Genomic DNA, 15727 nt, shown 5'->3' with positions numbered 1-15727 from the left:
ATGTTTGATCTGATCCTCAAGGGTGGGGAAGTGTTTGATGGAACAGGCGCTGACAGCTTTGTCGGTGACGTTGCAATCAAGGACGGGCGCATTGCAACCGTCGCGCCCGAGGGCGAGATCAACGTGGCTCAAGCGGCAGAAGTCATTGACGTGGCGGGGCTGACCGTTTCGCCGGGGTTCGTCGACATGCACACGCATTCGGACTTTACCCTTATCGCGGATGGCCGCGCGGAAAGTCAGGTGCATCAGGGCGTGACAACGGAGGTCATTGGCCAATGCGGAATTTCCTGCGCGCCAGTGGTCAACCACAGTGCGATCAAGGCCGTGGCCCCTTGGCATACCAATGACGCCAAGCACAAAAATTGGCTGGGTTTCGGCGAATACCTAGATGTGCTGGATGAGACTGACCTTGGCGTGAATGTCATGGCGTTTGTCGGGCATGGTACCATCCACCGTGCGGTGCTGGGCGGTGACCTGCGCGCTGGCGAGCCGGAAGAGGTCGCCGACATGGCGCGGCTGGTGGATCAATGCATGGATGAGGGCGCGGGCGGGTTTTCCTCTGGGCTGGAGTACTTCCCCGGTATCCTGGCCGCCCCAGAACATCTGGTGCCCATGTGCGAGGTCGCCGCAAAGTGGGGACGGCTTTATGCAACGCATGTGCGTAATCGCGATACACATTATGATCTGGGTTTTGCAGAGGCGATAGCGACCGCACGGCAATCGGGCGCGAAGCTGCAGATCAGTCATATCCAGCCGAAGTTCGGCGCGCCGGATTACGCGATGGATCATACCTTGGAGATGATTGACCTCGCGCGCCGCTACGACTGTGACATTGCGTTTGACGTGATCCCGCATGACTGGAACCATACGCTGATGGCCGCGATCCTGCCGAAATGGGCGCAGGCGGGCGGTGTGGATGAAGTGATGAAGCGGCTCGCCGATCCGGAGGCGCGCGCGCGGATCAAGGCCAACCCGCAGCCCATGTGGCTGATCGTGAAGGCCGAGAAATGGTCGGATATCATCCTGTTGAACGCGACCGAGAACAAGGACATCGTTGGCATGGATTTCGCCGAGATTGGCCGGATGCGGAACTGCCACCCGTATGATGCAGTGCTGGATATCCTGCTGGAGGAAGGCGAAAATATCATGGCCTGCATGTGGTCGTCGAAGTCTTTCCGGAATTCTGATGTCGACCTCTGCCTGGAGCAGGATGAATGTGCGGTGATCTCGGACACCGTGGCCATCGCGAATGACGGGATCCTGAAAGATCATATCGGGTCGCTGTCGGGCTACGGATGGGCGGCGCGGTTTTTGCAGTACTATGTGCGTGACCGACAGGTGCTGAACCTTGCACAGGGGCTGGCCAAGATCACCTCGATCCCGGCGGCACGGTTGGGCATCAAGGAGCGCGGAACGCTGAAGCCCGGCTATCACGCGGATATCTGTGTTTTCGACAAAGTGGCGATTGCCAGCAACGCGACGGCCAAGCACCCGCGGCGTTATGCGTCGGGGATCGCGCATGTGCTGGTGAACGGGAGGTTGTCGATGCGCAACGGGGAACGGACACCGGTGAACGCGGGGCAGGTGCTGAGGGGTTTCGCGGCTTGATGGCGTCGCCCGGACTTTCGCCCGGGCGCGACGTTTGCTTGCGTTGCGCCCCTACTGCAGCAGTTGCGGCAGCCAAAGCGCGATGTGCGGGAAGGCGATAAGCAGAAAGGCCATGCCAAGCATTGTCAGGCAGTAGGGCAGCGCGCCCAGCATCACCTCATTCAGTGATCCTGAGTTTCGTGCACCCTGCACCACGTAGAGGTTCAGGCCGACAGGGGGGGTGATCAGTGCCATCTCGATCAGGACGATCATCAGGATGCCGAACCAGATCACGTCGTAGCCCTGCGCCACGACCAGCGGCACGATGATCGGAATGGTCACGACCATCAGCGACAGGGTCTCGATGAAGAAGCCAAGCACGATGTAGAGAACGACCACGACAAGGATCGTCTTGAGCGGTGTCAGTCCGAGGCCGTTCATGAACTCAGTGAGTTCGCGGCCCAGACCGGCAGAGGCCAGCGTGAAGTTCAGGAAACTTGCGCCGATCACAATCAGCATGATCATCGAGGTGATCTTGACCGTACCCGTCAGGCTCTGGATCAGCATGTCCCAGCTGACCCCGCCAAATGCGAGTGCGATGACAAAGGCACCGGCGACGCCGACGGCGGCGGCTTCGGTCGGCGTGGCCCAGCCGCGGTAGATGGAGCCGACGATCAGGCCGAAGAGAATGATGATCGGGATGAGGTCAATAAGCGCCCGCAGCATTTGCGGGAAGGGAAATGTGCGGCGCTGGCCACCCAGTTCGGGGCGGATGGTGCAGATGATTGCCGTGACTGCCAAAAAGGCGAGCGCAAGGGCGAGACCCGGGACAAGACCGGCAAGGAAAAGCTGCGGGATCGAGGATTGGGTAAGAAAGCCATAGACGATCAGGTTGATCGACGGCGGGATCATGATGCCCAGCGTACCGCCCGCTGCGATGGCGCCCGAGAAAAGCTTGGGGTCATAGCCCAGCTTTTCCGCCTGTGGCATGGCGACGGTGGCCACGGTGGCGGCTGTGGCAACGGAGGAGCCGGAGGTGGCGGAGAACATCGTGGCCGTGGCGACGTTGGCGTGGATAAGGCCACCGGGCAGCCAGCTGACCCAGCGGTCGAGGGCGGCGTAAGTGCGGGTTGCCACCCCGGAGCGGACGAGGATTTCGCCCAACAGAACGAAGAAGGGGATGGCGATCAGCGTCGCGGAGTTGGACGAGGACCAGACCATGTTGCCCAGACCCCGCGTCAGCGGAAAGCTGGAGAAAAACGTGTCGATGCCGAAGCCCAGCAGGAACAGCACGATGCCCACCGGGATCGAGAGCGCCAGAAGCCCCAGAAGGCCGACGGAGACATATCCGATCATTGCAGTGTGTCCTGTTCTGCGAAGGCGCCGACGAAGTTCTCGGTCTCTTCATGGCGGCTCTTGAGAAGCAGCCCGAGGGCAGCGAGGGTGGTCAGGCAGGAGACGACAGCAAACCAGACCCAACCGGCGAACCACGGCAGTTGGACGAGTGCGAGCGGCGTTTCCAAGGGCGTGTTCGCGCGAGAGCTGTTGGTGATGGAGCGTTCGACGACGGGCCATGCCTTGATCGCGATGGTGACGATCACGGCAGACATGACGACCATCGAGAAAACGTCAAAAAGGGCGCGCCCAAAGGGCTGGAATTTCGTGCGCAGCAGATCGATGCGGACATGGCCCAGTTCCAGAAGCGTAAAGGCCATGCCCCATGAGGTCGCAAGCGCCATAGTGTAGCCTGCGATTTCCTCGGTGCCGCCAAAGGAGGTGCCGACCTGTCGCATGATGATGTCTGCAAGGATGAACGCGGCACACGCCAGCAGGCCAAAGCCCACAAGCAATGCGACGATGCGGTTTATCCGTCGCAGGGTTTCGATCATCTTCAGTTCCATGATGCTCATGCCCTCTTTTGGCGAATGGCTTTCAGGCGAGGGTCAGCTGCGTGACCCTCGCCATAGGTCTTAGTTGATGGTCACGCCCACAACTTTGCCAACACTGTCGTTCCAGCGTGCAGCCCAGTCCCCGCCTGCGCGCTCCGCCCATTCGGGCAGCACTTCACCGGTCAGGATTTCACGGGCGCGGGCGAAGTCTTCGTCGCTCACTTCCACGAGCGTCATGGAGCGTGCATCCCCCGAGGGGCATTCGCCGTTACCGGTCAGGCAGGCGATGTCGTTGACCAAGGCGTCCTGCGCGCTGGCCCATGCGGGATCTTCGAAGCCCGTCTTGATTTCGCCTTCGATGAGCGCCTTTTGGTCGTCGCTCAGGCTGTTCCACTTGTCGAGGTTCATGGCTGTCACGACGGAATCCCAGCCGCCCAGAGGGATCGGCAGCAGGTGTGTGGAGACTTCCCACCAGCCCGCAGAATAGCCCGAACCCGCACCGGTCACGGCGCAATCGACAACGCCGTTTTGCAGCGCGCCAGGCACTTCGGAGAAGGATACGTTTACGCCCTCGGCACCCAGAGCTTCGAGCAATTTCGCGGTCATCCGGCCAGAGGCGCGCACCTTGAGGCCTTCCAGATCGCCCAGATTGCTGATTTCGTGGTTACAGAAGACAACCTGCGGCGGGTAGGGCGCGATGGCCAGTACGTGGCTATTGAACCGGTCGTGGTAGATGTCGGTTACCATCGGGCGGGCAGCGTCGACCATGGCGCGGGCTTCATCGGCGGTCAGGGCGAGCAGCGGGACGTCGAGGCCCTCAAGCTCTGGCGCGTCGGCAACGGCGTAGTCGGCAACTGTCATTGCGACGTCATAGACGCCCTGACCCAGCAGCGGGTAGATGTCGCCAAGGCCAAGGCTCATCTGGTTATGGGTTGTCAACTCAACCGTGAGATCGCCGTTTGAGGCAGCGGGAAGTGTTTCACTCCAGAAGGGGGCTTCGTACTGCTGGTGCAGTGGCAGGCTGGACCAGCTTCCGACGACAGAAAGGTTCTCGGCAACAGCAGGTGCTGCCAATGCCGTTGTGGCGGCCAGAATGGATAGTGCTTTTCTCATGAGAGATACTCCTTGTTGATTTGGTTATTCGGGTTTGAGGATCGTTGTTTCTGCGTCTTCGGCAACGTCCGAAATCAGCATGTGACCCGGTGAATGGGTGATGCAAAGCGGAAGCTTGGCCGCCAGAAGAACGTTTTGCGGTGTCACGCCGCAAGCCCAATAAACAGGCACTTCGCCGGGTTTGATTTCGACAGCATCGCCCCAATCAGGCTGAGACAGGTCAGCGATGCCAATGTCGGCTGGATCGCCGGTCGCGATAGGCGCCCCGTGGGCTTGCGGGAAGCGGGCACTGATCTGGCGAGCTTCTTCGACCTGTGCCTGAGGGATTGGGCGCATGGTTACGACCATCTGACCAGCAAAGGGACCGGCGGGCGTCAGGTCAATGTTGCTACGGTACATCGGGACGTTGCGGCCTGTGTCGATGTGGCGGACGGGGATGTCATTGCGCAGCAGGGCGTTTTCAAACGTGAATGAGCAGCCAAGAGCGACGGTCACCAGATCGTCCTGCCAGATATCGGTGATGTCCGTAACCTCTGCTGCCATCACGCCATCTTTGAAGACGCGGTATTTGGGCACGTCGGTGCGGATGTCGATGTCACGACCTAGCGTGGGTAGCATCGGATCGCCTGTATCGCCAACACCCACCAGCGGGCAGGGCTTGGGATTGCGTTGGCAGAACCGCAGGAAGTCCAGTGCGTAGACCTCGGGGAGAATAGCGAGGTTACACTGAAGCTTGCCTGCGGCCAGACCAGCCGTGTGACCGGCATAGTCCCCGCTTCTGATCGCTGCCCGAACCTTATCGGCGGGCAGCCCCCTGAGATCAGAATGAGAAACGGACGTGTCTTTCATGCGGGCACCTTTCGAGATGTCTGCAAAGCATCACAAAATGTACGTATTTATGCAAATTATCATTTTAGATCAGGACCAATAGAATTTGTGAATGTCAGCTTGGATGAGAGGTGTCCCAGCCTTGCGCGACGTCGCGGGCCATTTTTGCACTGGTTTCAACGAGGAAGCTGCGCGGTTCGGAGAGATAGGAGGCCGTAAACTCGAGCGGCTGTAATGAGAAACCGGGGTTGAATTCGACGATCTGACCTGAAGACAGGTACTCTTCGGCCAAGGCGCGCGGGTAGGGCCCCACAGCGATTCCCGCGGCGATCATCTTGAGACTGGCCGACAGGGAGGCCGAAGCAAACACGCGAGCCTTAGGGCCGATGCGTTTGGAGAGTTCCGACATCAATTCACGGTAGGGCCGTGTTTTGCTGGAATACGAAATGACCGGTATCTGGTCGAGGTCTGTCAGTGGATTCGAGGTGGCGCGATACCAATGCAGATCGAAGGGGGGCAGGGGGACGTTCTCGACTGTGAATTCAGAAACTGGTCCCATCAGAAACGCCAGATCAAGGCGCCGCTCCAATAGGGCCGCGCGCAGGTTGAGTGAGATGTCGACGGTCAGATCGACGTTCACACGGGGGTATTGCTGGCTGAAGGCTTTGAGAAAATCCGGCAGCCATGATTGTGCGATCGTCTCGGAGGCGCCGACGCGGAACAGACCTTCTGCCTCGGATGGGTTCGCAACGCGCTGTTTGATCTCTTCTTCGACGAAAAGCATCTGTTCCGCGTAGGAGAGCAGAAGGGTGCCGTGTTTGGTCAGTACCAGATCGCCGGGGCCGCGTTCAAAAAGCGGAACGCGGAGTTCGTCCTCAAGGTTGGCAATGCGGGTCGAGACGGCGGGTTGTGATAAGTGCAGCCGCTCGGCTGCCTTTCGAAAGCCGCCAAGGCGGGCAACCCAAAGGAATGTTCTGATCTGATCAAACTTCATGGGTATTGATAGAATGGATCAGCCAACGGCGGAAACGATAAATTCCGGGAGCTGCCATCAGAAAGAAATACTGTCTTGGGCAAGGGTTTCGGGTTGTCAGGGTCAAAGCCGCTGCCGGGTCGGGCAAAGCCGAAAGCGCTGTACAATGGGAGCCCTTGGCCCGGTGATAGAGATACCTTGTCCAGTGTTTGCGCGTTGAGACCCTTTGTCGGGTAGTAGCAAAGTTCTTTGACCTCTCCGTTCAGGGGCGGCGCATCTCTTTGATGTGTTGAAGGACGTGCTTCTTGAAGGTCTCAGAACCATATTTGTAGGACCGGGAAAAGAAAGAGCAGGCTTTGATCTTTGTCTGGGGACGCGTGGCTGGTCGCTTGGTGGTGCGGATTAATATAAGTTAAATCAATGCGTTACGTATTCCTCTTTCATAATTGAGGGGCGTACCTCAAATAGCGTTTTGACGATCAGATCGACGGTTCGGAACAGAATTAAAGAAGCCGTCGACTTCATACTGGGAGGAAACATCATGAAGAATTTGAAACTGGCATCCGCCAGCGCGTTGAGCATTGCGGCTGCTTCGTTTGCGAGCGGCGCTCAGGCGGAAGACCTGACGCTGTGCCGGGCCGCGTGGGACCCGGCGAACGCGCTGGTCGAACTGAGCAAGGCATTCGAAGCGCAGTCCGGCCACAACATGAGTTTTGAGTTCATCCCGCGGCCCAATTTCGCAGACCGCATGCTGAACGAATTGAACTCAGGCGGCAAGCTTTGCGACCTGTTGATCGGCGATATGCGGTGGATCGGCGGTGGCGGGGAAAACGGTCACTACGTCAAGCTGGACGACTTCTTCGATGCCGAAGGTATCAGCATGGGAGATTTTGCCTATGCGACCGTTTGCGCGTACTCCACATGACCTAAAGGCACGCCGAACTTCTACGCATTGCCCGCGATAGGGGACGCGAACGGCTGCTTCTGGCGCAAGGATTGGTTTGCGCGGGATGACATCTGCGCCGCGTTCAAGGACGCCACAGGCCGCGAATTGGGCGAGCCCAAGAGCCAGAAAGAAATGCTGGAAATCGCACAATTCTTCAAGGGCCGCGAGATTGATGTCAAGACGGTTTACGGCGCAGCGATCTTTACCGAGCGTGGACCGGAAGGGATCACGATGGGTATTACCTTGGCGCTCTATCCGTGGGGCTTCAAGTACGAGAACACACCCGGTTACCTTGACATGGAAGGTGCTGTGAACTCACCCGAAGCTGTCGAGGCGCTGGAGCTCCACAAGGAGTTCTACAAGACCGCGACACCTCCGGGCTACACAAACGCTTACACGGGTGAATCGCTGGATGCGTTCAAATCCGGTCAATTTGCCTTGGCGATGAACTGGTTCGCCTTCTTCCCGGGGCTTTATGCTGATCCGCATACGGGGTGTGACAAGATCGGTTTTTTCGTGAACCCGCCGCAGAAAAAGGAAGGTTCGACCTTGGGCGGGCAGGGCATCTCGGTTGTGACTAATTCGGACAAGCTGGATGCCGTGCTTGAATACATCAAATGGTTCGCACAGCCGGACGTGCAGGCCAAGTGGTGGGATCTGGGTGGCCATTCAAGGCACCGCATAGGACGCCTTGGACAAGCTGGCTGAGGACTGGACCGAAGTCTTTGAGGGCGAAGGCAAACTGTAACCAGCGCGAGGCGGGGAAAACCCCGCCCACCCCCTTTTCTTTATTGGTCGGGCGGGACTGATTCCGCCTGACCCCAAGGAAGCTGCGTCTTTATGTCGGACACCCCTGCCACGATTGCCGCCAAGGCCACGCCATCCCGTGTGGCGTGCAAGATCAAAGGTCTCAGCGACCGCGCGATTGCGTGGATCTTCGTTGGCCCCACGATTTTCCTGCTGCTGGCGATCAGTATCTTTCCGCTGATCTGGACGATCCGGCAGAGCTTTACCAACTTCGAAGCCAACCGTTTGAATCGTGAGCCAGAGTGGGTTGGACTGCGCAACAACGAGCACATCCTGAGCGATACCGACATCTGGCTGAACATGCAGGCGACGGCGCATTTCCTGTTCTGGACGATTTTCTTTTAGGTGCTGATCGGCTTCGCGCTGGCATATCTCATGAACAAGAAGTTTAAGGGCAACGATCTGTGGACGACAATTATTGTGCTGCCGATGATGTTGTCACCCGCCGTCGTCGGCAACTTCTGGAAATTCCTGTACCGGCCGCAGATCGGACTGTTTAACAATATTTTCGCGTTTTTCACTGACAAGGATCCGTCGAGCATTGAAATGCTGGGGTCTGTTGATCTGGCGCCATGGTCTATCGTGATCGTGGATACGTGGATGTGGACGCCTTTCGTGACGCTGATCTGTCTTGTGCGCGCTCACTCTGCCGCAACGGGTGTCGGACCTGCTTCGGCTTCCGCCGGTCGCGCTGACAGCACAAGTCGCAACAGCGGGGGGACCGTCAGAAGCGTCAGAAACGCAGACATAGAAAGCCCACCAACCACAACAGCGCCCAACCCGCGATAAAGTTCCGATCCTGCACCGGGGAACAGGACGAGCGGCAGCATTCCGCAAATTGACGTGAGCGTGGACATAAAGATCGGGCGGATACGGTTGCGCGTGGCTTCTTCGATGGCAGCGACCGGTTCCATGCCATCGTCACGCAGATGATACAGCGTTTGGTGTACGATCAGGATCGCGTTGTTTACCACGATCCCCACCAGAATGACAAAGCCCAGCAGCGTCAGCATATCAAGCGGCTGCGTTCCGACGAGGTTGAGTACAACAAGACCGCCCACGCCTCCTGCAGCAGCGACAGGGACGGAAATCATAACGACCAGTGGCAGAAGGAAGGATTCAAACAGGATTGCCATCACCAGAAATACGATCACCATGGCAACGGCCAAATTGATCTGGATGGCGTTCCATGTCTGGGACAGCTGATCGGCGGTACCGGATACAGACAGGCGCACACCCGGCGGCAGGCCCTGATCCGCCAGCGCGGCAATGACTTCGGTTTCCAGCAGCTCAACCGCGGCTTCGAGGGGGAGGGCGTCCGATGGGCGCACCTCCAATGTAATGGTGCGCAGGCGTTCGAGGTGGCGGATTTCAGTTGGCCCAGCCGTCACGCGAACCTCGGCCAGTTCGGACGTCGGCACGATCTGACCTGATGGGGTGACAACCGGGAAAGAACCCACGTCTTGGGTGCGTTGACCCCGCAGCGCGGCGCTGTCGCCCTTGAGGGTCAAGTCCAGCCGCCGATTGCCCACGTTGATTTCGGCAACGCGCAGCCCGTCGTTATAGGCATCCACCGTGGCGGCAAGGTCTTGGGTGGACAACCCGGCATCTGCCAATCGCACGCGATCAGGTATCAGCCGCAATTCAGGCGCGCCCAGTTCAAGGCCGGGAATGGGTCGAAACTGGTGGCCCTCTGATCGGGGCAGCAGCCGGCCAACAATACCCGCAGCACGACCTGCCACACTCAGGATGTCCTCCAGTTCATCACCAGAGATATTCAGTTCGATAGTACGGCCCCCACCAACACCCCGCCCAAAAAGCGAAGGCTGTGTCATGAAACCAAAGGTGCCCGGTTCTGCAAAGATCGGGCGCGACAGGATCGGGATTACTTCGGCCACGCGGGTGCCATCGACGGCGGCGGCCCCGACAAAGCTGTTGCCCGGGGTGGCCACAAAAAAGAAGGAGTTGAGCGCGGGACGGCCATCTGCGGTCTCGGTCGCCGGGCGGGCCTGCCACATTGGTTCGGCCACTGCTTCGATGCGCTGGGCGATGGTTTCTGTCGTGTCCAGATTATAGCCCGGCGGTGGGATAATCAGCCCGAAGACGAGGTTGCGGTTGCCTTCGGGCAGATACTCAAGCTTCGGCAGAAAAGCCCACGCGGCAAGGCTGGCCCCCGTCGCGATGGCCGCAACCGTGATTAGCCCAGCGACGCGGAAACGTACCGTAAGGCGTACGTAGGCCATGATCAGCCAGCTGAAACCGCGCCCGAAATGATCGATGCCGGGCAGGGGGAAAGTGCTGGTCTTGCCTTCTTTCAGCAAGCGACTGGACAGAGCGGGTATGACGGTAACTGCCACAATCAGGGAAAGCAGAACCGAGACCGATATTGCGACAGCGATATCCCGGAAAAGCTGGCCTGCTTCCAGTTGCATGACAAGGATCGGGATGAAAACGAGTACCGTGGTCAGAGCCGAGACAAGGATTGCACCCCAGACTTGCTTTGCACCGATGTAGGCGGCCTCTCGCCTTGATTTGCCCTGCTCACGCAATCGGTAGATGTTCTCAAGCACAACGATCGCGGCGTCCACAATCATGCCTACGGCAAACGCGATTCCAGCAAGCGAAATAACGTTCAGTGTGCGCCCCGTCGCGGCCATGGCCACAAAGGTCGCCACGATTGACACTGGGATAGCCATGCTGATCACAAGCGTAGCGCGCGGGCTGCGCAAGAAGATCAGCAGGACACCCGCTGCCAGCAGTCCGCCGATCCAGATGTTCTGAGTGACCAGATCAATCGCCCCTTCGATATAGATCGTCTCATCATAGACCTGTTCAAGTTGGAGGTTATTGGCTGCGACAGGACCTGCCTTGAGCTCTTCGATCACCTCTTTCACTTCGGCCATGGTGGTGATCACATTGGCGCCCTGTTCCCGGACAATGTTGAAGGCCAGTGCTGGCTCGCCGCGAAAGCGCAGGCGGGTTGTCTTGTCCTTGTAGGCGAAGGCGACCTGCGCCACGTCTGCGACGCGGACCCGTCCCAGCGCGCCCGAGCGGCCCTGGCTTTCGCTGCGCAGGACAACGCTTTCGATTGCCGCGACGGTGTTCAGGTTGCCATCCGCACGTACCACGTAACGGCGCTTGCCTTCTTCTACATCGCCTGCGGACAGGCTGACATTCTCGGCCCGCAGCCGCGCCACGACGGCAGGGATGGTCAGGCCAAAGCGGGCCAGTTCCTCGGGCTTGATGACAATCTGTAATTCGCGGGAAACGCCACCAAAGACATTGACGGTCGAGACACCATCGACCCGCTCAAGCCGTTCCTTGACAACGTCTTCGATGAAATCCCCGTATTCGGGCAGCGCTCTTGCTGTGTCAGCGGTGGCACGCACCATGACCCAGGCAATTGGGCTGTCGTCTGAGCCGGATGTATTCAGCGTGGGCTCGCCCGCTTCGCTTGGGTATCCGCCAACCCGCTCAAGGCGGTTAGAAACCAGCAAAAGGATGTCACCCATGTCAGAGCCAACCGCGAACTCCATCGTGACGGATGCGCGGCCTGTTCGGGCACGGCTGGACATGATCTCAAGCCCTTCCAGGCCACGGAACGCGTCTTCTTGCGGATTGATGATTTCGCGTTCAATTTCTGCCGGGGCGGCACCGGGCCAGTTGGTTTCAACCACCACAACTGGCTTGCGGACATCCGGGGCAAGCTGGACCGGGATGCGCGTGAGAGCGAGAATGCCAAAAAGAACAGCCATGATCACGATGGCAATCACGGCGATGGGGCGTTCGATGGCGGCGCGGATTGGGTCCATTTCAGTTAATCCTGGCCCTGCGAGGGCGTGTCATCTGCGGCGGCACCTGTTGCTGCAGGTGTGCCGTTCGCAGCAGCTGGGCGTGCCCCAGATGGGGCAATATCCTGCCCGGGACGCAGGCGTTCGTTTCCGCGCACGACAACCTCATCGCCAGCGGATAGGCCTGAAAGCACGGCGAAACCGCCTTCAAGGGCGGCCCCAATCTCAACAGTGCGGGGCTGGGCTTTGCCTTCTGCGTTGACAAAAACGCTCCAGCCACCCTGTGCCTGCACAAGTGCATCTTTTGGCACCACCAATACCTCGTTCGGGGCGCTGACCGGGATTTCGAGCGTAACTGTCTGACCTACCGCAACGCTTGCGTCGGGGCTGGTGATCGTGAACCTCACAGGCCGGGTGCGTGTTGCTGAAAATTCAGTCGGCAAGATCGCCCGAAGCTCCAACCCCAGCGCGCCACCTGTGTCAGTGCGCGCCTCGACACTTTGCGCCGGTCGCAACGCGCTGATAAAGCGGGCGGGCACGTTTGCCTCAACCTCCATGGCGCTTTGATCCAATAGGGTTGCGACCTGACTGCCAGCAGCGATGAACTGCCCTTTTTCTGTTGTGACCTGCAGCACGATGGCGTCAAAAGGCGCGCGGACAGTCGCGTTATTTAATCGGTACTCTGCCTGTTTCAGCGCATTTTCGGCGGCTCTGACGCGGGCACTGGCCTGCTGTTGGTTGCCCAGTGCAACGGCATAGTCACTTGTGCGTTCGTCAAACTGCGCCTGAGGAATGGTTGAGTTTGCTTTCAGGGTCTCAGCCCGCCTGAGCGCTTTGTCCGTCCGCTCTAACTGCGCATCGGCGACCGTGAGCCCTGCCTTGGCGATATCAATTTCTGCCCGCGACTGATCTACCTCGATGGTTAATAATTCAGTGTCCAGTTGGGCAAGTACATCACCCGCAGACACCAGATCACCCACGCGCAAGGGAACGCTTTCTGCCACACCGGCCACCCGGGCGGCAACCGCACTTTCGCGGCCCGTTACGATTTCGCCAAAGACGGTGACAGTTTCGGCCATGAATTTGGTTTCAACAATTTCTGTCACAACACCAGCCGGACGGCCCTGAGCCGCCAGTATCTGGGCGCAGAACGCGAAGACGAACGTTGCTGTAATGAAGCTGATGCCACGCATGGCAGGACCCTTATCTGAAGCGGCCCGATGCCGCAGGACAAAAGATAGCGCTTTTCCAGCCAATACCAGAAAGGTTTCTATCGAAGGCAGCAGCCAATGACAGTACAGACGATACATTCTATTCTGCGGTGTAAGGAATAAAAAAGAGAGGCAGTCGAATATGGCGGTCATTACAGAAGAGCATGTCATCGATAGTGTCGCGGATGCTCTGCAGTACATTTCCTATTATCACCCGCCAGACTTCATCGCAGCGATGACCGATGCCTATGGCCGCGAGGAAAGCCCCGGTGCGAAACAGGCGATGGCACAGATCCTTGTGAATTCGAGAATGTGCGCATTGGGGCATCGGCCGATTTGTCAGGACACCGGCACGGTGAACGTCTTTGTTGATGTGGGTGTCGAGGCCAAGCTGAATTGGCGGCGTCCGCTTCAGGAGATCATCGATGAAGGGGCGCGGCGTGCCTATCTGCTTGACGAGAATCCGTTGCGCGCCTCTGTCGTGGCTGACCCGCTGGGTGCACGCAAGAACACGGGCGACAACACACCGGCGATGGTTCAGGTGAGCATGGTGGCGGGCGACAAGGTCGACATCACCGTGTCGGCCAAAGGAGGCGGTTCCGAGAACAAATCCAAGTTCGTGATGTTGAATCCGTCGGATTCAATCGTGGATTGGGTGGTGGAAACGGTCAAGGGATTGGGCGCGGGTTGGTGTCCGCCCGGTATTCTGGGGATTGGTGTAGGTGGGTCGGTCGACAAATGCATGGCTATGGCCAAGTCTGTGTTGAACGAACCTATTGATATCACATCGCTTCGCGAGCGAGGACCTCAGAACCTTGTCGAGGAGATGCGGCTTGAAATACTCGACCGCGTAAATGCGCTGGGCATTGGCGCGCAAGGGTTGGGCGGCGTGACCACTGTTCTTGACGTGAAGATCGCTCACTTCCCGACGCATGCGGCGTCGCTGCCCGTTGCGCTGATTCCCAACTGCGCAGCGACCCGACATTTGCATTTCACGTTGGATGGCAGCGGACCTGCCGTGCTTGACCCGCCTGACCTGTCGCTGTGGCCCAGCGATATCGAGCTGAAAACGCCTGATGCGCTGAAACTTGATCTGAACAGTCTGAACTATGAGACCTTGGCGGAGCTAAAACCGGGACAGACTGTTCTGTTGCATGGAACGCTCTACACCGGGCGGGACGCGGCACACAAGCGCATGGTCGAGATGCTGAACCGTGGTGAGCCTTTACCGGTCGATCTGAAGGATCGCGCAATTTATTATGTGGGTCCGGTCGATCCGGTGCGGGGTGAGGTTATCGGACCAGCCGGGCCAACGACTTCCACCCGGATGGACAAGTTCACCGATCAAATCCTGAGTCAGACCGGGCTGAAACTGATGGTTGGCAAGGCCGAAAGGGGCGCGCAGGCCATTGATGCAATCAGGGCGCATGGTGCGGTGTATCTGATAGCGGTGGGGGGTGCCGCATATCTGGTATCCAAGGCCATCAAGGCGTCAAAGCCTGTTGCGTTTCAGGACCTTGGGATGGAAGCGATCTATGAATTGCAGGTCGAAGACATGCCGGTGACAGTGGCGGTGGATACCGAAGGCAGATCGATCCATGAAATGGGTCCGGCACGCTGGCGGCGCGGATGAGGTTCATGGGGCGAATTGAGCGGCAATTCGTAGGCCTCAAATGCGCGTAGACTTGGGATGTGACCCCGGTTTCCAGAACCGACGCTGGACGTAGTGGAGCATCGGCGAGCCGCAATCTGACCGCGTTTGTCTATTGAAGGTATCCAGGATGATCACCGTGCTTCGATCCGGTATTGCAAGACGCTGATAAAAGCATGAAAGGCCTGCGAATCGCTTCCAAGTCACGCTCGTGCTATTTTCAATCGTATAGCTAGGGTAGAAATGGTGCGCTCAATACAATCTATAAACGTTCTATTTTCAACCCTTAGGGGAATATCGGGAATTGATATTAATCAATGTACCACATGCTGTAGCGAATCGATGTGTTCAGCACAAAAAGCTGAAATCATTGACATTTTATGATGTTTGGAGTGATTATTCGTATTCAGGAGGCGCTAATTGGATATTCTTCCAGTGCGAAATTGGCGCTTCTCACGCTGAACATTCAAAGTTCAAATGCTGTTTTCTGACGCACCTGATTTCTATTTGCGAAAACGGATTTCTTCATCTTGGGGGAATAGATAACGGTGAGAACGGTCACCTCAAATCAACCACGCGTTGGCACAGGCAAGAAGAAAGTCATTCTGGTTGCCGGAGGCGCAGGTTTTATTGGCTCGCATCTCTGCAGTCGGTTTCTTGCCGAAGGACATGAGGTGATCTGCGTCGATAATTTCGAAACCGGCAGCATGGCAAACGTCGCAATGTTCATGAACGATCCAGGTTTTCGGCTGATTGAGCAGGACATTTGCATTCCCTTCGAAGTCAAAGGTCGCATTGACGAGTGTTAACACTATGTGCCACAGGGGCCGGGCAGAACTTGTGCGAATTGATCAAGGAAAATTTCCGCGCGATAACTTTCAAAAAATGATGTAAAGTTCTAGGCTGACCCAATACCACTGCAAGGGTTCAG

12 protein-coding genes and 1 pseudogene are annotated in these 15727 nt (G+C 58.0%); 6 read left to right on the top strand and 7 right to left on the bottom strand.

What is annotated here, in order from left to right:
- On the top strand, positions 1-1608 hold the full coding sequence (locus GV827_RS18700; protein WP_164355342.1) for an N-acyl-D-amino-acid deacylase family protein: 1608 nt from the start codon (positions 1-3) through the stop codon (positions 1606-1608).
- A gap of 51 nt (positions 1609-1659) precedes the next feature.
- Here the strand turns inward: GV827_RS18700 and GV827_RS18695 are convergent, their stop codons facing one another.
- The 5 genes from GV827_RS18695 to GV827_RS18675 all read right to left on the bottom strand — a co-directional run bounded on the left by GV827_RS18695 (position 1660) and on the right by GV827_RS18675 (position 6411).
- Positions 1660-2943 (bottom strand): TRAP transporter large permease, encoded by a 1284-nt coding sequence (locus GV827_RS18695; RefSeq protein ID WP_164355341.1) that lies wholly within the window; start codon positions 2941-2943, stop codon positions 1660-1662.
- Complete coding sequence (locus tag GV827_RS18690) at positions 2940-3488, bottom strand: TRAP transporter small permease subunit (protein WP_164355340.1); 549 nt, start codon at positions 3486-3488, stop codon at positions 2940-2942. Before GV827_RS18690 ends, GV827_RS18695 begins: the two co-directional genes overlap by 4 nt.
- 69 nt (positions 3489-3557) lie before the next feature.
- Complete coding sequence (locus GV827_RS18685) at positions 3558-4589, bottom strand: TRAP transporter substrate-binding protein (RefSeq protein ID WP_164355339.1); 1032 nt, start codon at positions 4587-4589, stop codon at positions 3558-3560.
- A 24-nt stretch (positions 4590-4613) separates the two neighbouring features.
- Positions 4614-5438 carry a putative hydro-lyase gene (locus GV827_RS18680; RefSeq protein ID WP_164355338.1) on the bottom strand — a complete coding sequence of 275 codons (825 nt, stop codon included), beginning with the start codon at positions 5436-5438 and terminating at the stop codon, positions 4614-4616.
- A 94-nt stretch (positions 5439-5532) separates the two neighbouring features.
- Positions 5533-6411 carry a LysR family transcriptional regulator gene (locus GV827_RS18675; protein ID WP_164355337.1) on the bottom strand — a complete coding sequence of 293 codons (879 nt, stop codon included), beginning with the start codon at positions 6409-6411 and terminating at the stop codon, positions 5533-5535.
- Between the two features lie 520 nt (positions 6412-6931).
- On the opposite strand from GV827_RS18675, the gene GV827_RS24040 reads away from it, so the two are divergent.
- The 3 genes and pseudogenes from GV827_RS24040 to GV827_RS18665 form a co-directional block, all read left to right on the top strand.
- On the top strand, positions 6932-7315 hold the full coding sequence (locus tag GV827_RS24040) for a hypothetical protein (RefSeq protein WP_328823187.1): 384 nt from the start codon (positions 6932-6934) through the stop codon (positions 7313-7315).
- Between the two features lie 27 nt (positions 7316-7342).
- A complete protein-coding gene (locus tag GV827_RS24035; protein WP_328823186.1) occupies positions 7343-8044 on the top strand; it encodes an extracellular solute-binding protein in 702 nt (233 codons plus the stop codon).
- Positions 8045-8176: 132 nt separating this feature from the next.
- A pseudogene (locus tag GV827_RS18665) lies at positions 8177-8818 on the top strand (carbohydrate ABC transporter permease); the annotation flags it as partial.
- On the opposite strand, the gene GV827_RS18660 reads toward GV827_RS18665, so the two are convergent.
- Together GV827_RS18660 and GV827_RS18655 are read right to left on the bottom strand one after the other, a co-directional pair.
- Positions 8785-11955: an efflux RND transporter permease subunit gene (locus tag GV827_RS18660; protein ID WP_164355336.1), complete on the bottom strand. Its 3171-nt coding sequence runs from the start codon at positions 11953-11955 to the stop codon at positions 8785-8787. The pseudogene GV827_RS18665 and the gene GV827_RS18660 sit on opposite strands and share 34 nt — an antisense overlap.
- 5 nt (positions 11956-11960) lie before the next feature.
- A complete protein-coding gene (locus GV827_RS18655; protein WP_164355335.1) occupies positions 11961-13127 on the bottom strand; it encodes an efflux RND transporter periplasmic adaptor subunit in 1167 nt (388 codons plus the stop codon).
- A gap of 160 nt (positions 13128-13287) precedes the next feature.
- On the opposite strand from GV827_RS18655, the gene GV827_RS18650 reads away from it, so the two are divergent.
- Together GV827_RS18650 and GV827_RS24030 are read left to right on the top strand one after the other, a co-directional pair.
- Positions 13288-14778 carry a fumarate hydratase gene (locus tag GV827_RS18650; RefSeq protein ID WP_164355334.1) on the top strand — a complete coding sequence of 497 codons (1491 nt, stop codon included), beginning with the start codon at positions 13288-13290 and terminating at the stop codon, positions 14776-14778.
- Positions 14779-15344: 566 nt separating this feature from the next.
- On the top strand, positions 15345-15605 hold the full coding sequence (locus GV827_RS24030; protein WP_164355333.1) for an NAD-dependent epimerase/dehydratase family protein: 261 nt from the start codon (positions 15345-15347) through the stop codon (positions 15603-15605).
- Positions 15606-15727 lie beyond the last annotated feature (122 nt).

This window comes from Sulfitobacter sediminilitoris (assembly GCF_010667575.1).
Taxonomy (GTDB): Bacteria; Pseudomonadota; Alphaproteobacteria; order Rhodobacterales; family Rhodobacteraceae; genus Sulfitobacter; species Sulfitobacter sediminilitoris.
Note: the sequence above shows the minus strand (reverse complement) of the source record. Positions and strands in the feature narration are given on the sequence as shown.